At 71.4% G+C, this 16,772-nt stretch carries 14 protein-coding genes; 7 read left to right on the forward strand and 7 right to left on the reverse strand.

The features are described from left to right. Positions 1–8: 8 nt before the first annotated feature. Positions 9–1,415, reverse strand: a complete 1,407-nt coding sequence (locus GA0070623_RS01250; protein WP_067312989.1) for a glycosyltransferase family 4 protein — start codon at positions 1,413–1,415, stop codon at positions 9–11. Positions 1,416–1,737: 322 nt separating this feature from the next. Between GA0070623_RS01250 and glgX the strand changes: the two genes are divergently transcribed. Genes glgX through treZ form a run of 3 tightly spaced genes read left to right on the forward strand, consistent with a single transcriptional unit; the run spans position 1,738 to position 7,932 of the window. After that, on the forward strand, positions 1,738–3,858 hold the full coding sequence (glgX, locus tag GA0070623_RS01255; RefSeq protein WP_067312991.1) for a glycogen debranching protein GlgX: 2,121 nt from the start codon (positions 1,738–1,740) through the stop codon (positions 3,856–3,858). 1 nt (position 3,859) lies between these two features. Next, positions 3,860–6,202: a malto-oligosyltrehalose synthase gene (gene treY, locus GA0070623_RS01260; protein WP_067312993.1), complete on the forward strand. Its 2,343-nt coding sequence runs from the start codon at positions 3,860–3,862 to the stop codon at positions 6,200–6,202. Continuing rightward, positions 6,199–7,932: a malto-oligosyltrehalose trehalohydrolase gene (gene treZ / locus GA0070623_RS01265; protein ID WP_067312995.1), complete on the forward strand. Its 1,734-nt coding sequence runs from the start codon at positions 6,199–6,201 to the stop codon at positions 7,930–7,932. Before treY ends, treZ begins: the two co-directional genes overlap by 4 nt. Positions 7,933–8,183: 251 nt before the next feature. On the opposite strand, the gene GA0070623_RS01270 is transcribed toward treZ, so the two are convergent. The 5 genes from GA0070623_RS01270 to GA0070623_RS01285 all read right to left on the reverse strand — a co-directional run bounded on the left by GA0070623_RS01270 (position 8,184) and on the right by GA0070623_RS01285 (position 11,910). Continuing rightward, a complete protein-coding gene (locus GA0070623_RS01270) occupies positions 8,184–9,182 on the reverse strand; it encodes an IS3 family transposase (RefSeq protein WP_407937959.1) in 999 nt (332 codons plus the stop codon). A 5-nt stretch (positions 9,183–9,187) separates the two neighbouring features. Next, complete coding sequence (locus GA0070623_RS31605; protein WP_407937960.1) at positions 9,188–9,628, reverse strand: transposase; 441 nt, start codon at positions 9,626–9,628, stop codon at positions 9,188–9,190. Positions 9,629–9,725: 97 nt separating this feature from the next. Beyond that, positions 9,726–9,962 carry a GntR family transcriptional regulator gene (locus tag GA0070623_RS01275; protein ID WP_089003857.1) on the reverse strand — a complete coding sequence of 79 codons (237 nt, stop codon included), beginning with the start codon at positions 9,960–9,962 and terminating at the stop codon, positions 9,726–9,728. 47 nt (positions 9,963–10,009) lie between these two features. Beyond that, positions 10,010–10,492: an NUDIX domain-containing protein gene (locus GA0070623_RS01280; protein WP_067310925.1), complete on the reverse strand. Its 483-nt coding sequence runs from the start codon at positions 10,490–10,492 to the stop codon at positions 10,010–10,012. 44 nt (positions 10,493–10,536) lie between these two features. After that, the gene (locus GA0070623_RS01285) at positions 10,537–11,910 is read right to left on the reverse strand and encodes a hypothetical protein (RefSeq protein ID WP_157517576.1); all 1,374 of its coding nucleotides are present in this window, start codon (positions 11,908–11,910) and stop codon (positions 10,537–10,539) included. 201 nt (positions 11,911–12,111) lie between these two features. Between GA0070623_RS01285 and GA0070623_RS30675 the strand changes: the two genes are divergently transcribed. Together GA0070623_RS30675 and GA0070623_RS01290 are read left to right on the forward strand one after the other, a co-directional pair. Then, a complete protein-coding gene (locus GA0070623_RS30675) occupies positions 12,112–12,279 on the forward strand; it encodes a hypothetical protein (protein ID WP_231932615.1) in 168 nt (55 codons plus the stop codon). A gap of 49 nt (positions 12,280–12,328) precedes the next feature. Then, positions 12,329–13,453 (forward strand): helix-turn-helix domain-containing protein, encoded by a 1,125-nt coding sequence (locus GA0070623_RS01290; protein WP_231932881.1) that lies wholly within the window; start codon positions 12,329–12,331, stop codon positions 13,451–13,453. 62 nt (positions 13,454–13,515) lie between these two features. On the opposite strand, the gene GA0070623_RS01295 is transcribed toward GA0070623_RS01290, so the two are convergent. Further along, entirely contained in the window at positions 13,516–15,153 is a 1,638-nt protein-coding gene (locus GA0070623_RS01295) for a cellulose-binding domain-containing protein (RefSeq protein ID WP_067310932.1), read from the reverse strand. Positions 15,154–15,399: 246 nt separating this feature from the next. On the opposite strand from GA0070623_RS01295, the gene GA0070623_RS01300 reads away from it, so the two are divergent. Continuing rightward, on the forward strand, positions 15,400–16,326 hold the full coding sequence (locus GA0070623_RS01300; RefSeq protein ID WP_067310935.1) for a hypothetical protein: 927 nt from the start codon (positions 15,400–15,402) through the stop codon (positions 16,324–16,326). Then, positions 16,323–16,772 carry an ABA4-like family protein gene (locus GA0070623_RS01305; protein WP_067310937.1) on the forward strand — a complete coding sequence of 150 codons (450 nt, stop codon included), beginning with the start codon at positions 16,323–16,325 and terminating at the stop codon, positions 16,770–16,772. Before GA0070623_RS01300 ends, GA0070623_RS01305 begins: the two co-directional genes overlap by 4 nt.

Here is a 16,772-nt window from a genome sequence, read left to right on the forward strand (position 1 = left end):
CGGGCCGGTCAGCGCAGGCCGGCGGCGACGAGCAGGTTGCCCGCCGGGATCGGGGCGGTGACCCGGCCGGTCGCCATCCGCTGCTCGGCGCGCTGCGCGGTGAACGCGGCGTCCCCGGCGATCGCCGAGGCGTACGCCGCCGCGGTGCGCTGGGCGATCGCCGACCAGCCGTACTGCTCGTGCACCATGGCGCGGGCCCGGCGGGCGAGCACCCGGGCGCGTTCCCGGTCGGACAGCAGCGCGTGCACGGCCTCGGTGAGGTCGGCCGGATCCTCCGGGGCGAAGGTCATCCCGGTCACCCCCGGCTCGACGATCTCGGCCAGCCCGCCGGTCTCGGCGACCGCGAGCGGCGCTCCGGCCGCCGCCCCCTCCAGGGCGACCATGCCGAACGGCTCGTAGATGCTGGGCACCGCGAAGCAGTCCGAAGCGGCCATCACGGCCGGCAGGTCGGTGCCGCCGAGGAAACCGGGCATGGCGACCGTGCCGGCCAACCCGAGCCGGTGCACCTCGGCCTCCAGCTCCGCCTTGTACGGCCCGTCGCCGACGATCACCGCGCGCAGGCCCGGGTGCCGGTCCCGCAGCCGGGGCAGGCCGGCGATCAGGTGCTGGACGCCCTTCTCGTAGACCAGCCGGCCGGCGAAGGTGACCAGCGGGCCGTCCCCGGCGAACCGGGTGCGGGCCGCGGTGACCGCCGAGGTCGGCACCTTCCAGCGGTGCGGCTCGACGCCGTTGGGGACCACGTCGACCCGGGCCGTCGGCACGTCGAACAGCGCGCCCACCTCGTCGCGCATGTACCGGGAGCAGACGATGACCCGGCCGGACTCGGCGGCCAGCCACTGCTCGACGCCGTGGATGGTGCGGTTCATCTCGCCCGGCAGCCAACCCTGGTGCCGGCCGGCCTCGGTGGCGTGGATGGTGCTGACCAGCGGCACGTCCAGGTGGGCGCGCAGCGTCATGGCGGTGTGCGCGACCAGCCAGTCGTGTGCGTGGATCACGTCGTACGTGCCGGACTCGGTGGCCCGCAGGGCGGCCCGGGTCAGGCTGTGGTTGAACGCCATCGTCCAGGCCAGCAGGGAGTCGGTGGCCAGCGGGAAGGTCACCGGGTCCTCGGCGGCGCGGACGATCCGTACCCCGTCGGCGTACTCCTCCAGGGGGGCGCCCTCGGTGTGCCGGGTGACCACGGTGACCTCGTGCCCGGCGGCGGCCAGGGCCACCGACAGGGCGTGCACGTGTCGGCCGAGCCCACCGACCAGCACCGGCGGGTACTCCCAGGAGAGCATCAGGATGCGCCGGGTGCGCGGGGGCACGCCGGAGCCGCCACCCTGCTGGGGGAGCTGGGGCCGGAAGGTGGGGGTGGGCCGGCAGGTCCGGTCCACAGCGGTCGCGAGGTGTTCGCTGACCCGCAGGGTGGTCACATCGATCTCCGTCCGTACACACGAGGGGTCGCGCCGGCAACGACGACGGCGGAAGGTGGTGGCTGGGGATGGCCGGGGGCCGAGGGTGGACCCGCACGGGCGCGTGTCCGCGTCCAGCAAAGGCCATCGCGCGGCCCGGCGCATCCTGAAACGGCCTATCGTGACGGACGACACCCGACGGTCCGGTACACCCCGGACGGGTGGAAGTCGGGAGTTGCCCGAACGGGTGGATTGGCGGGGGCGGCCGCAGGGCATTAGCGGCGTGCGCTCCGGCGGTCACCGACCCGGCCGGTGCGCTCATGATCATGGCCTAAGGAGCGAGATGCAGGTCTGGCCGGGTGAGCGTTACCCCCTGGGCGCCACCTATGACGGGATGGGCACCAACTTCGCGATCTTCTCGGAGGTCGCCCAGAAGGTCGAGCTGTGCCTCTTCGACGAGTGGGACGTCGGCACCGAGCGCCGGGTCGAACTGCGCGAGGTCGACGCGTACGTCTGGCACGCGTACATCCCCGGGATCGAGCCGGGCCAGCGGTACGGCTACCGGGTGCACGGCCCGTACGACCCGGCCAACGGGGTCCGGTGCAACCCGCACAAGCTGCTGCTCGACCCGTACGCCAAGGCGGTCGACGGGGAGGTCAGCTGGAACCCGGCGGTCTACGACTACGAGCTGGGCGGCGACCCGGACCGGATGTCGGAGACCGACTCGGCCCCGTTCATGCCCAAGTCGGTGGTGGTGAACCCGTACTTCGACTGGGGCAACGACCGGCCGCCGCGCACCCCGTACCACCATTCGGTGATCTACGAGGCGCACGTGCGCGGGCTGACCATGCGCCACCCCGGCATCCCGGAGGAGCTGCGCGGCACCTACGCGGCCATCGCCTCCCCGGTGATGATCGACTACTTCCGGCAGCTCGGGGTGACCGCGATCGAGCTGATGCCGGTGCACGAGTTCGTGCACGACCACCGGCTGGCCGACCTGGGCCTGCGCAACTACTGGGGTTACAACAGCATCGGCTTCTTCGCCCCGCACCACGGCTACTCGGCGCTGGGCCGGCTCGGCCAGCAGGTGCAGGAGTTCCGGGGCATGGTCAAGGCGCTGCACGCCGCCGGCATCGAGGTCATCCTCGACGTGGTCTACAACCACACCGCCGAGGGCAACCACCTGGGCCCGACGCTGAGCTTCAAGGGTGTCGACGCGCCCAGCTACTACCGGCTGTCCGAAGAGGACAGGCGCTACTTCGTCGACTACACCGGCACCGGCAACAGCCTCAACGTGCGCAGCCCGCACTCGCTTCAGCTGATCATGGATTCGCTGCGCTACTGGGTGACCGAGATGCACGTCGACGGCTTCCGGTTCGACCTGGCCGCTACCCTGGCCCGCGAGTTCTACGAGGTCGACCGGCTGTCCACCTTCTTCGAGGTGGTGCAGCAGGACCCGGTGGTCAGCCAGGTGAAGCTGATCGCCGAGCCGTGGGACGTCGGCCCCGGCGGCTACCAGGTCGGCAACTTCCCTCCCCTGTGGACGGAGTGGAACGGCAAGTACCGCGACACGGTGCGCGACTTCTGGCGCGGTGAGCCGGCCACCCTGGCCGAGTTCGCCTCCCGCATCTCCGGCTCGGCCGACCTCTACCAGGACGACGGCCGCCGCCCCTTCCACAGCATCAACTTCGTCACCTGCCACGACGGGTTCACCCTCAACGACCTGGTGTCGTACAACGACAAGCACAACGAGGCCAACGGTGAGGAGAACCGCGACGGCGAGGGGCACAACCGGTCCTGGAACTGCGGCGTCGAGGGGGAGACCGACGATCCCGGCGTCAAGGCCCTGCGGGCCAGGCAGCGCCGCAACTTCCTCGCCACCCTGATGCTCTCCCAGGGCGTGCCGATGCTCGGCCACGGCGACGAGCTGGGCCGCACCCAGCGCGGCAACAACAACGCCTACTGCCAGGACAGCGACCTGGCCTGGGTGGACTGGGAGCACGCCGACGACGAGCTGCTGGCCTTCGTCCGGCGGCTCACCGACTTCCGCAACCGGCATCAGGTGTTCCGCCGCCGCCGGTTCTTCACCGGCCTGCCGGTGGGTGGCCGCAACGCCGAGGCGGGGCTGCCCGACCTGGCCTGGTACACCCCCGACGGGCGGGAGATGACCGGCGAGGACTGGGGCAACGACTTCGGCCGGTCGGTGGCCCTGTTCGTCAACGGCGACGGCATCCCCGAACGCGGCCAGTACGGCCAGCGGCACCGGGACTCTTCGTTCCTGCTCTGCTTCAACGCCCACGACGCGCCGCTGGACTTCACCCTCCCCGGCGAGGAGTTCGGCCAGCGCTGGGAGCTGGTGATCAGTACGGCGGAACCGGACCCGGAGAAGCCGACGGTGGTCGACGCGGGCGGCGCGGTCTGCGTGCCGGACCGCTCCCTGGTGGTCCTGGAGAGGACGGTCTGACATGCCCGCACAGCCCCGGCCCGACTCGACGGTGACGGTCGGGTCGACGTACCGCGTCCAGATCCGACCCGGCTTCGACCTCGACACCACCGCCGGCCTGGCCGACTGGCTGGCCGACCTGGGGGTCACCCACCTCTACAGCGCGCCGCTGCTCACCGCCACCCCCGGCTCCGCGCACGGCTACGACGTGGTCGACCACCGCGCGGTCAACCCGGAGCTGGGCGGGGAGGCCGGCCGGCAACGGCTGGTCCGCGCGCTGCGGGCGGCCGGGCTGGGCCTGGTCGTCGACATCGTGCCCAACCATGCCGGCATCGCCCAGCCGGCGACCAATCCGGCCTGGTGGGACGTGCTGCGCCGGGGCCGGGCCTCGGCGTACGCCGACTGGTTCGACATCGACTGGGAGCGGGGCCGGCTGCTGCTGCCGGTGCTCGCCGACAGCCCCGACGCCGTCGACGACCTCAAGGTCGTCGACGGGGAGTTGCGCTACCACGAGCACCGGTTCCCGGTCGCCGACGGCACCGCCGACGGCAGCCCCCGCGAGGTGCACGACCGGCAGCACTACGAGCTGGTCTCCTGGCGGCGCGGCGACGCCGAGCTGACGTACCGCCGGTTCTTCGCCGTGTCCGACCTGGCCGGGCTGCGGGTGGAGGACCCGGCGGTCTTCGACGCCACGCACGCCGAGGTGCTGCGCTGGGTGGCCGCCGGTGAGGTCGACGGCATCCGGGTCGACCACCCCGACGGTCTGCGCGACCCCGCCGGCTACCTGGCCCGGTTGCGCGCCGCCGCCCCGCACGCCTGGCTGGTGGTGGAGAAGATCCTGGAGTACGGCGAGGAGCTGCCGGACTGGCCGGTGCAGGGCACCACCGGCTACGACGCGCTGGCCGCGGTCTGCGGGCTGTTCGTCGACGGGCGGGCGGAGGGCGACTTCACCGCCCTCGACGCCCGGCTCACCGGCCGGCACACCTCGTGGCAGGACCTCACCCACGCCACCAAGCTGGCGGCGGCCACCCGGCTGCTCGCCGCCGAGCTGGGCCGGCTCGCCGCGCTAGCCCCCGACCTCGACCGGGCGGCCACCCGGGAGGCGCTGGCGGAGCTGGCGGCCTGCTTCCCGGTCTACCGGGGCTACCCGCCGCACGGTGCCCGGCACCTGGCCGCCGCCCGCGCCGAGGCGGGCCGCCGCCGGCCCGACCTCACCGCCACCCTGGACGCGGTGACCGCGCTGCTGCGCCGCCCCGGGCACGAGCTGGCCGCCCGGTTCCCGCAGCTCACCGGCGCGGTGATGGCCAAGGGGGTGGAGGACACCGCCTACTACCGGTGGAGCCGGTTCGTGGCCCTCAACGAGGTCGGCGGCTCGCCGGTCCACTTCGGGGTGCCGCCGGCGGAGTTCCACCGGTTCGCCGCCGCCCGGCAGGTGCGCTGGCCGGGCAGCATGACCACGCTGTCGACCCACGACACCAAGCGCGGCGAGGACGTCCGGGCCCGGCTGGCCGTGCTCGCCGAGCTGCCGGACCGTTGGGCGGAGCAGGTCGGCGACTGGATGACCCGGGCGCCGCTGGCCGATCCGGCCTTCGCCCACCTGGTGTGGCAGACCGCCGTGGGGGCCTGGCCGATCGACCGGGACCGCCTGCACGCGTACGTCGAGAAGGCCGCCCGGGAGGCGTCGACCTCGACGAGCTGGGCCGACCCCGACCCGACCTTCGAACACGACCTGCACGCCCTGGTCGACCGGCTGTACGACGACCCGCAGCTGCACGACGAGGTCAGCACGTTCGCCGCCGAGCTGACCCCGGCCGGCTGGTCCAACGCACTCGGCCAGAAGCTGGTCCAGCTCGCCATGCCGGGGGTGCCCGACACCTACCAGGGCACCGAGTTGTGGGAGAACTCGCTGGTCGATCCGGACAACCGTCGTCCGGTCGACTTCGCCGTACGCCGGGAGCTGCTGGCGCGGCTCGACGCCGGCTGGCAACCGGAGGTGGCCGCCGACGGCGCGGCCAAGCTGCTGGTGGTCTCCCGCACGCTGCGGCTGCGCCGGGACCACCCGGACCTGTTCGCCGGCTACCGGCCGGTGGCCGCGCACGGGCCGGCCGCCGCCCACGTGGTCGCCTTCGACCGGGGTGGCGTGATCGCGGTGGCCACCCGGCTGCCGGTGGGGCTGGCCCGTGCCGGCGGCTGGCGCGGCACCAGCCTGTCGATCCCCGGCAACAGTGTTACCGACGTGTTCACCGGACGGGTCTACAGTGGTCCTGACCTGCTCCTTCATGATCTGCTGAGCAGCTATCCCGTCGCGCTGCTCGCGCCGACCGCCCTGCTGGCTCCCACCGACTCCGTGGAGGCTGCCGCATGACCGAGTTCACCGTCTGGGCGCCGGACGTCGCCCGGGTGAGGCTGCACCTGCCCGGCGTCGCCGACCACGACATGCGGGTCGGGCCGGACGGCTGGTGGCGGGTCGAGGTCCCCGACGCCGGCCCCGGCACCGACTACGCGTTCCTGCTCGACGACGACGACACCCCGCTGCCCGACCCGCGGGCGGCCTGGCAGCCGGCCGGGGTGCACGGGCCGAGCCGCCGCTACGACCACGCCGCCTTCGACTGGACCGACCAGGGCTGGACCGGTCGGCAACTGCCCGGCAGCATCCTGTACGAGCTGCACGTCGGCACGTTCACCCCGGAGGGCACCTTCGACGCGGCGATCGGCCGGCTCGACCACCTGGTCGACCTCGGTGTCGACCTGATCGAGCTGCTCCCGGTGAACGCCTTCAACGGCGAGCACAACTGGGGGTACGACGGGGTCTGCTGGTATGCCCCGCACGAACCCTACGGTGGGCCGGACGGGCTGAAGCGCCTGGTCGACGCCGCCCACGCCAGGGGCCTGGGGGTGATCCTCGACGTCGTCTACAACCATTTCGGGCCCTCCGGGGCCTACGCGCCGAGGTTCGCGCCCTACCTGACCGAGCAGGACAACCCCTGGGGCCGCACGGTCAACCTGGACGGCCCGCACTCCGACGGGGTGCGCCGCTACATCGTCGACTCGGTGCTGACGTGGCTGCGCGACTATCACGTCGACGGCCTGCGGCTGGACGCCGTGCACGCGATGCCCGACTCCCGGGCGGTGCACGTCCTGGAGCAGATGGCGGTCGAGGTGGAGGCGCTCGCCACCCACCTGGGCCGGCCGCTGTCGCTGATCGCCGAGTCCGACCTCAACGACCCCCGGCTGATCACCGCCCGGGAGGCCGGCGGCTACGGCCTGCACGCGCAGTGGAACGACGACGCCCACCACGCCCTGCACACCCTGCTGACCGGGGAGCGGCAGGGCTACTACGGCGACTTCGGCTCGCTGGAGTGCCTGACCGACGTGCTGACCGGGGCGTTCTTCCACGCCGGCACCTGGTCCAGCTTCCGCAACCGCAGCCACGGCCGTCCGGTGGACCGGCACGCCACCCCCGGGCACCGCTTCGTGGCGTACCTGCAGAACCACGACCAGATCGGCAACCGGGCCACCGGCGACCGGATCTCCGCCGGCCTGTCGCCCGCGCTGCTGCGGGTCGGCGCGATGCTGCTGCTGACCGCGCCGTTCACCCCGATGCTGTTCATGGGGGAGGAGTGGGCGGCCAGCACGCCGTGGCAGTTCTTCACCAGCCACCCGGAGCCGGAGCTGGCGGCGGCGGTCGCCACCGGCCGGCGGCGCGAGTTCGCCGCGCACGGCTGGCCGCCGGGTGAGGTGCCCGACCCGCAGGACCCGCAGACCTTCCTGCGCTCCCGGCTCGACTGGGCCGAGCTGGACAAACCCGAACACCGCGAGATGTACGACTTCTACCGGCGGCTGATCGCGTTGCGCAAGTCCCGCCCCGACCTGTCCGACCCCCGCCTGCACCGGGTGGAGGTCCGCCACGGCGACGAGTTCCTGGTGGTACGCCGGGGCGGGTGCCTGGTGGTGGCGAACCTCGCCGGTCGCCGTCAGCGGATCACCCTGCCCGGGGTGGCCCGCCGGGTGCTGCTCACCACCGCTGAGGGCGTCACCGTGACGCGCGACCGGGTGGAGCTGCCGGCGGAGACGGCGGCGATCGTGGCCCTCTGAGCGGCGCTGCCGTGCGGCGGCGGGCACTGCCGTGCGCGGCGCGTCGGGAATCGTGAGGGTGCCTGTCTGCGCCAGGGTTCGTCACGCTGGGTAACTGGCGCGGCGGAAGCAGTGTCCGCGTAGAGCAGTATGCCTGTCCGTCATATTTATACCTGTGTGTCATAAGCCGCATCGGACCATGACACTCCCGACCCGACCTCGCGCCACCCCGCTGGCGGGCTACGGGCATCGGCCCGTCGGTAGTTGTCAAGTCAAACTGAGACGGTCTGTTCCTGTCGGGGCGGCTGGTTGATCCAGGCATGGTCGGGCAGTTTCGGTGCGCGTGGCCGGCGGTTGAATCGGTCCGGGTGGGCGGTGTGGGCTGCGTCGAGGGCGTGTTGGCGTTGCTCGCGGATCTGCTCGGCGGTGCCGTAGTGCACCGAGGCTGGGGTGTGCCAGCCGATCCCGGAGTGCCGGTGCTCGTGGTTGTAGGCGGTGAAGAATCCGTCGCAGAAAGCTCTCGCGTCAGCGAGGGACCCGAACCTCTCGGGGAAGTCCGGCACGTATTTCATGGTCTTGAACTGGGCTTCGGAGTACGGGTTGTCATTCGAGGTCCGAGGTCGGGAATGTGACCGTAGGACACCGAGGTCGACGAGCATCTCCGATACCGGCTTCGACACCATGGCGCCGCCACGGTCGGCGTGGATGGTGTGCGGTTCGATCCCGTTACGGCTGATCGCGTCGGCCAGGAAGTCGCGGGCGACGACCGCGTCCTCGACGGCCGCGACGAGCCAGCCGGCGACGTAACGCGAGTAGATGTCGATCACGACGTAACACCGGTACCAGACGCCTTTGACAGGTCCCTTCAACGCGGTGATGTCCCAGGACCACACCTGACCCGGCCCGGTCGCGACCAGTTCCGGACGCACCCGCGGCGGGTGGGTCGCCAGCCGGCGTCGTTCCCGGCTCTGCCCGGCGGCACGGGCGATGCGATACATCGTGGACATCGAGCAGTGGTAGCGGCCCGCGTCGAGTTCCCTGGCCCAGACCTGCGGGATCGCCAGGTCGGCGTAGGCCGGCGAGTTCAGCACAGCCAGCACCCGGTCGCGTTCGGCCATGCTGAGCGCCTGCGGCGGCGGGGTGCGGGGCAGCCACGGCCCGTGCCGCGGTCCGACCGGCTTGGCCCGCCGGTAGTAGGTCGCCCGCGAGGTCCCGGTCAACGCGCACGCCCGCAGCACCGAGATGTCCGCGTCGCGTAACTCGCCGAACACGGCGGTCAGGATCTCCTCGGCTGGCTGTCGCTGTCCGCGCTCTCGGAGAGTTCTTCCAAGAGCGCGTGTGCTTTTCCCATGATGTCCAACGCCATGCGGGTCTTCTTCAGATCCGCCTGCAGCTTCTCGTTCTGCCGGCGCAGCTTCTCCAACTCGATCTGTTCCGCGGACTTCTTCACCCGCGCCCCGACCGCCGCCGTGCCGGAATCCGTGACGGGAGTCCCTACCTGGCCGAGTTGCCCGGCGTCGCGAGCCCGTGTCCATTCGATGATGTGCGACGAGTACAGACCTTCCCGGCGCAGGATCGCGCCTTTCTCTCCGTTCGCGGCGTTCTCGTACTCGGCGACCATCGCGAGCTTGTACTCCGGGCTGAAGACCCGCCGTGATGGCTTTGGCGCCGGGTCGCCGCCGCCGGACGCCGGCTGCTTGCCAGATGAAGTAGACACGTACACAAGGATCTCCGATCCCCGCCCTCAGCAGGTCAGCACCCCACTCACACGGGGTGTCTCACACCATCTTGACCAAGAGGGCGTAGCCCGAGGCTCAGGACTCCTCGAACAGCTTCCCGGTCACGTAGGTGCCCTTGCCCTGTCGCCCCTGAAGCTCGCCGGTGATCTGGAGATGCTCGATCGCCCGGCGCACCGTACCGATGGAGCAGTCGTACCTCTCGGCAAGCTCAGGCAGCGACGGGAGTTTGTCGCCTTTCTTGAGCTGCCCCGAGGTGATCGACTTCCGGATGTCGTTGATGACCATCCGAAAGGTCGGGACGTATCCGTTCACGAGTATCGCTCTCCTCGACGCAGTCGAAACGATCCTGGGCAGGATGCCTACGAGGCGGTTACGCCGTCGACGAGATAGCAAGGGATACGACGAGCACGTGCGCGAATAGCTGCACTCACCCGTGGAGCGACGTTGTCGGGAAGGCGTTGTGCGGCTTCATCAGGTGCGAAGAAGCCGACACTTTCGATCTCCTGCTCCGGTATGGTGAAACCGTCGTGCCGGGTGCTGGTCCCGCAGTCGAAGGTGAAGTGGACGAGGGCACGGGGCCGTTGCCCGGCAGGCGATGCCCAATCCACGACAAGCAACTCTCCGACTGCCACCGCGATTCCGAGTTCCTCCCGGGCTTCGCGGGCGCATGCCTGGTGCGGATACTCATCCTGTTCCACGTAGCCGCCCGGAAAGGCCCAGTGATCGCGGTAGGTGGGCTTGACCAGGAGCACGTCGCCCACCGTGTCGGTGATGAAGGCGGCCGTGGCGGCATGGAAGGCGGGCAGTTTCGCATACCAGGTGCTGGGCTCCGTCCACGTCATCCGTGTGACGTTAGCCGTAGACGTCGATGCGAGCTTGCGCTACCTCAGCGGGGGCCGGCGTGCGGGTGCGACGGCGGCGTGGGTGCGAGCATGAGGAGCAGGTCGTGGACGTCGGCCGTCGCTCGGTGAGGGTTTAACGCGGCGGTGAGTTCCTGGACGCGCTGCGTCACCCGGGCGGAGCGGACTTGCGGTGCGTGTCGTGCCGCCTCCCGGCCCCAGGTGCAGGCAGCGTCGATGTCTCCGGCCTGAGCATGGGCCAGCGCGATCAGGGCGCTGTGTAAGACGCGCGTCCGGGCATTCGCGCTGGCGAGGGTAATCGCGTCGGACGCGTGCCGCAGCGCCTGCCGGTGCAGGCGTAGGTCGCTGAGACACTTCAGGGTGGTGCCAGCGAGGTGGGCCGGGCTGAAGTAACTGACCCAGTGTGGCCTGTCCTCCCCGCACATTCGATCGACAGCCTTTTCTGCCTTTGCCAGCGCTGTTCGACAGGCCCGCCTGTCCCCAGATCGGCCGTACGCGCTGGCGGCTGTGGCGTAAAGCCGGGCGCGGACCGCAGCGGGGGCACGGCCCGCCCCGTCGAGGGCTGCCTCGGAGAGTCGGGTGGTGTCTCGGGTGTGCCCGAGGTAGACGGCCTGAGTGGCGAGGTTTGCGAGGAGATGTGCGCCGTAAAGGCGGTCACCTGCGGCCTTGGCGAGCCGCAGAGCGATGGTGACGTGGTGCTGGGCGACGCCGTGTTCACCCGCGTCGTAGGACATGAAGGCGAGCTGACCGCAGAGCGTTGCGCTGGCCCGCATGAGGTCACGCCCGACGGCATCCGCGTATGCCCCGTGCAGCATGGGAAGCACCTGCCGGGCGAGGAGATCGGCCATGAGTGCACGGGTGTACGGGGAGCCGCCACCGTGGCGTCGATCGAGGTCGGCGAAGTGTTCAGCGAGGAGGTGCAGCGGTTGAATGTCAGCTGCCGTGAGCGACGGGACCCCTTCGCGGGTCACCTTTGTATCGGGAAGGTCGTATCGCCAGGCGAGCGCGGCCTGTAGTGCCGCTCCGCTGTGGAATACCTTTCCGGTCGGTGAGCTGATCCGTTGAGCGAGTAACGTCCACAACCCTCCGGCAGCCTCGATGGCATCGCTGGCAGTCGGAGGGTAGGTTGCGTCCCCGAGGTCGGAGCCGACGAACCCGAGTTCCGCCATCTCGACGGGCCGACCGAGTTTCCGCGCGATCGTCTCTGCCATGGCGGTCTGCACGTGCTTAGCCGGCCGACGTCCACGAAGCCACCAGTAGACGCTGGCCGCGTCGTAACGCCAACTGCCCTGAGCCCGGCCCGCGTGGTTGACCTGGCGGGCGAATGCCGCATGAGCGCCGCCGTAGCCAGCAGCGGACAGCAACGCATCCAGCGCCTTGTTTGTGACCGATCGTGCCATCCATCTACTCCCGGGAGTCGACTGGCTACCAACAGCGATGAGCGTAGAGGGAGAACTGGCATGGCAGGGGGCCACGCAAGCCCGCACAACCCGAGGTAGGGGAAGCGCAATCGCACACACGGCTCGTCATCTGGTCCGTCGACCAGTGGTCGACTTCGCTGAAGCCCATCAGGGAAGCCGGCGCTATCGACGGAGGTGGGCATGCGGGAGCAGGGGAACGAGCCGGTCGCGAGTCGGGGAGAACAGGCCGAGGCTGCCGAGCACGAGGCCGCCAAGCGCCGCATTCTCGCGCAGGCCGAGGCGGAGCGCGTACCCGTCGAGGACACGACGCGCGCCGTGCCGGATCGGCGGTGGCGGCGTGGGCGGTGAGGAACTGCCGGTCGGGCGGCGGGTGGCGCGCTGGCGGGTACGACGGCGGATGACCCAGCAGATGCTCGCCGACCGGCTCGGCAAGTCGAAGAGCTGGGTGGACAAGGTCGAACGCGGAGTCCGCGCGCTGGACCGGTACTCGGTGATCCAGGAGATCGCCGAGGTGCTGCGGGTCGATCCGGCGGTACTGCTCGGCACCCGGCTGCCGTCTGTGGGCGGGACCGGCGGGCTGGACGGGGTGGACGAGCTGCGCGCCGCCCTCGCCCGCTACGACGTCCCTGCCGGGGTGGTGTCACCGGTGGAACTGCGGCGGCACGTCGGGCACGCCTGGTTGACCTATCAGCACGCGCACTACGCGCAGGTCCTGCGGGCACTGCCCGGGTTGCTCGACGCGGCCCGTAGCCGGCACGCGACGGCCCCCGAGGGCGCGGCGGAGGCGTTGGTGCAGACGTACCGGATCACCTCGGCCGTGCTGGTGAAGCTCGGCGAAGCCGACCTCGGGTGGCTCGCCGCCGACCGGGCGGTGGCCGTGGCCGGCGACGACCCGGCGTTGGCGGGTACGGCGGCCGTGGCGGTGGGGCAGGCGTTACGGGCGCTGGGTCGTGGTCGGTTGGCGCTCGCGGTGACAGTGGCCGCCGCGCGTCGTGTCGCCCCGAGGCCGGTACGCGACGCCACGGCGGTGCGGCAGGCGCTCTGCGGGACGCTGCTGCTCCAGGCCGCACTTGCCGCCGCCGAGCACGGCGACGCCCACCAGACCGACGAGCTGATCGATCTGACTGCCGGGATCGCCACCCGGGTCGGGAGCGGTGACGATCCGCACCGGACCTGCTTCGGGCCGGTCGTCGTCGAGTTGGCCCGGGTGGTGGCGGCGATCGAGGTGGGCGACGGTGGGGAGGCGGTCTACCGGCACGAGCAGGTGATCCGTCGGGAGGGGTGGCGGCTCTTGCCGGCCGAGTACCGCGCCGCCTACCTGGTCGACGCCGCGCGGGCGTACCTCCAGGTAGGTGATCTGTTCGGGGCCGGTCGGGTGCTGGTCGACGCGGACGGTATCGCGCCGGCCGAGGTGCGGTGCCGGCCGGTGGCCCGTACGGTCATCGCCGAGCTGGCCCGGGGGCGGCCGTCGGGGGCCGGCGTCGCGCGACTGGCCACGCTGGTCGGCCTCACCACCCGGTGACCGGGGCTGCCTGCGGTGGTGGCCCGGCCGGTCCGACCGGGCCACCATCGCGGGGTCGGCGGTTACAGGGTGACCTGCCGGCCGCCGAGGGTCACCACGAGCCGCCCGTCGGAGGCGAAGGACCACCCGATGGCCCCGGTGTACGACGCGCAGCGGGAGCCGTTGCTGCCGCTCCAGAACTGGTTGGAGCTGTCGCTGTTGCCGACGATCTTGTCGTTCGAGCCGCTGCCGCTGCGGCACGAGGTGTTGTTCCGGAACACCGAGCTGCCGCCGTCGAACGAGAAGTTGCGCTCGGTGTTGTCGATGCTCAGGTTGTTCGAGATCGACATCGAGCCGAGGTTGCGGTTGTAGGTGAACCCGTGCTTGCCGTTGCGGAAGGCGATGGTCCGTCGCACGACGTGGTTGACGCCGATGTCCTCGCCGCCGAGCTTGAAGCCGTTGCGGTCACCGTTGCCGTTCTGGGTGCCGTTGCTGAGCGTGCCGTTGTTGTAGGCGAGCGAGTCCTCGATGGTCACCACACCGATCGGTCCGGTGTCGGTCTTGGTGTAGAGGTCCCACCCGTCGTCGATGTTGTTGTGCGACACCGCGTACCGGAAGACGTTTCCGCTGCCCACGGTGAGCTTGGCGGCGAAGCCGTCGGCGTCCTCCCCGTCGGAGTCGGCGTTGTCGTGCGACTCGGCGCTGAGCACCAGGTTGTTGGCCGGCCACTGGTCGCGTGGGGTGCTGGAGGCGATCCGGGAGAGCTGCAGCCCGCTGTCGCGGTTGAAGCGGGTCACCGTGCGCTCGATGATGTTGTTGCTACCACCCACGAAGATCCCGTTGTCGCCGGCCCGCTCGACGACGAGGCCCTGGACGTGCCAGTACGACCCGTTCAGGGCGAGCCCCCGGTTGGCCGGGTCCTCGCTCATCGCCGAGAAGTTCAGCACCGGCTTCTCGCCCGGGTAGGCGAACAGCTTCTTGCGGGCGCTGGCGGTGCCGTTGTTGCCCGGTTCGATGGTGACGGTCTGCGCCAGGTTGTACGTCCCGGCGCGGACGTAGATCGTGCCGCCGGCGGTGACCCGGGTGATGGCCGAGGCGAGGGTGGTCGGGTTCGCCTGGGTGCCGGCCGCACCGGCGGTGCCGTTCGGTGCCACGTACAGCGTGCTGCCCGACGGCGGTGGGGTGGTCGGCGGCGGCGTGGTGGGCGGGGGTGTGGTCGGCGGCGGGGTCGTGGGCGGGGGTGTGGTGGGCGGTGCGGTCGTCGGGGGCGCGGTGGTGGGGGTGCCGGTGGTGGGGGTGACGCCGCCGGTGCAGGTCACCCCGTTGACCGCGAAGGTCGTCGGGACCGGGTTGCTGCCGGTCCAGCTGCCGTTGAAGCCGAACGAGACGGTGCCGTTGGTGCCGACGGACCCGTTGTAGCCGGCGTTCGCGGCGCTGACCGAGCTGCCGTTCTGGTTGAACGTGGCGTTCCAGCCCTGGTCGACGCGTTGCCCGGCACCGAACGTCCAGGTGGCCGTCCAGGCGGTGAGCGGGTCGCCCAGGTTGGTGAGATCGACGTTCGCGCTGAAGCCGCCGGACCACTGGGTGGTCACCGTGTAGGTGATCCGGCACCCGGCGGCGGCCTGGGCGGCGTTCGCGGTGATCACGACACCGGTCGCGGTGAGCGTCGTCGCGGCGACTGCGGACATCCACAGTGCCGTCCGACGCTGTCGGTAGATCATGGTCTTCTCCTGTGGGGGTCGGGGTACCGGGTCCGCCCTGCCCGGGGCAGCTCCGGGAGGTGGTGTCATGTCAGGTAAGCGCTTTCCAAGGTACTGAGCGTTGTCTATGCCGTCAATTTGTCCGCCGGCCCCGACCGCCCGGCACGGCGCTCCTCCACCCTGGGGAGGAGGCGGCCTCCGACCGGGGGCCGTGACCGGGGCCTCCGGTCGGGCGCGGTCGGGCCGGCGGCCGGCGAGGCTCGACACATGACTGACGTGATGTCCCGGGCGGCCGGCCGGCACCGCCCCCTGATGGTGCTCAGCGTGGCGGCGGCGGTGCTCGCCGTCGTCACCGCGGTGGGCCTGGTCGTCGACGGCCGGGTGCTCACCGGCGTGCCGATCTGGCTCAAGCCGTTCAAGTTCTCGGTCTCCTTCGTGCTGTACGGGGCCACCCTCGCCTGGATGCTCGCGCAACTGCCGCGTCGCAGCCGGCTCGCGGAATGGTCGGCCAGTGTGGTGGTGGCGATGGCCGTGGTCGAGATGGCGGTCATCGTCGGGCAGGTGCTGCGCGGCACCACCAGCCACTACAACCAGACCACCCCGCTCAACGCCGCGCTCTGGCAGGTGATGGGATTGGCGATCATGGTGTTGTTCGTCGCGCACCTGCTCGTCGCGGTCGTGCTGCTGGTGCGGCGGCCCCGGGACCGGGCCACCACCTGGGCGGTGGGCCTGGGGCTCGGCCTGTCCGCGCTGGGGATGCTGGTGGCGTTCCCGATGGTGGCCCAGGACCGGGCCGGGCCGGACGGCATCGCCGGGGCGCACAGCGTGGGCGTGCCGGACGGCGGGCCGGGGCTGCCGATCGTCGGGTGGAGCACCACCGGCGGCGACCTGCGGATCGGGCACTTCGTGGGGCTGCACGCCATGCAGGCGCTGCCGATCCTGGCCTTCCTGCTGCGCCGCTACCTCGGGCGCTGGCTCGACGAGCGGAGCCGGGTCCGGCTGCTGGTCGTCGCGGGGGCCGGGTACGGCGTACTCACCGTGCTGTTGACCTGGCAGGCGCTGCGCGGGCAGCCGCTGCTGCGCCCGGACGTGACCACGCTCGCCGCGTCGGCCGCCCTGCTGGTCGCCGCCGGCGCCGCCGCGACGGTGGTGCTGTTCCGGCGGCGACGCCCGGACCTGGCGCCGGCCGCATGACCGCCACCTGGTTCTCGTTGACCTTCGCGCTGGCCGCGCCGTTCTGGGCACTGATGATCCTGCTGCCGGGCTGGTCGTGGACCACCCGGGTCATCCGGTCGCCGCTGATCGTGCTGCCGGTCCTGGGGATCTACGCGGTGCTGGTGCTGCCGGCGCTCGGCGAGCTGCTCCCGGTGGTCACCATGCCGACCCTGACCGGCGTACGCGACCTGCTGGGCACGGACGTCGGCGCGGCGGCGGCCTGGGCGCACCTGATCGCCTTCGACCTGTTCGCCGGCCGTTGGGCGTGGCTCGACGGTCGGGAGAGGGGGGTGCCGGCGTGGGTCATGTCCCCGGTGCTGGTGGCGACGATCCTGTTCGGGCCGCTCGGGCTGGCCGGCTACCTGGGGCTGCGGACCCGCTGGAACCGCCCGACCGGTGCCGCCGACTCCTCCTCCCGGCCGTAG

The sequence above is a fragment of the Micromonospora rifamycinica genome (assembly GCF_900090265.1).
Lineage (GTDB): Bacteria > Actinomycetota > Actinomycetes > Mycobacteriales > Micromonosporaceae > Micromonospora > Micromonospora rifamycinica.

What these genes read in the sequence shown, in the direction of transcription:
- glgX (WP_067312991.1), top strand. Translation starts at nt 1,738, where the DNA reads ATGCAGGTCTGGCCGGGTGAGCGTTACCCCCTGGGCGCCACCTATGAC.
- treY (WP_067312993.1), top strand. Translation starts at nt 3,860, where the DNA reads ATGCCCGCACAGCCCCGGCCCGACTCGACGGTGACGGTCGGGTCGACG.
- treZ (WP_067312995.1), top strand. Translation starts at nt 6,199, where the DNA reads ATGACCGAGTTCACCGTCTGGGCGCCGGACGTCGCCCGGGTGAGGCTG.
- GA0070623_RS01280 (WP_067310925.1), bottom strand. Translation starts at nt 10,492, where the DNA reads ATGACGTGGACGGAGCCCAGCACCTGGTATGCGAAACTGCCCGCCTTC.
- GA0070623_RS01285 (WP_157517576.1), bottom strand. Translation starts at nt 11,910, where the DNA reads ATGGCACGATCGGTCACAAACAAGGCGCTGGATGCGTTGCTGTCCGCT.
- GA0070623_RS30675 (WP_231932615.1), top strand. Translation starts at nt 12,112, where the DNA reads ATGCGGGAGCAGGGGAACGAGCCGGTCGCGAGTCGGGGAGAACAGGCC.
- GA0070623_RS01290 (WP_231932881.1), top strand. Translation starts at nt 12,329, where the DNA reads ATGACCCAGCAGATGCTCGCCGACCGGCTCGGCAAGTCGAAGAGCTGG.
- GA0070623_RS01295 (WP_067310932.1), bottom strand. Translation starts at nt 15,153, where the DNA reads ATGATCTACCGACAGCGTCGGACGGCACTGTGGATGTCCGCAGTCGCC.
- GA0070623_RS01300 (WP_067310935.1), top strand. Translation starts at nt 15,400, where the DNA reads ATGACTGACGTGATGTCCCGGGCGGCCGGCCGGCACCGCCCCCTGATG.
- GA0070623_RS01305 (WP_067310937.1), top strand. Translation starts at nt 16,323, where the DNA reads ATGACCGCCACCTGGTTCTCGTTGACCTTCGCGCTGGCCGCGCCGTTC.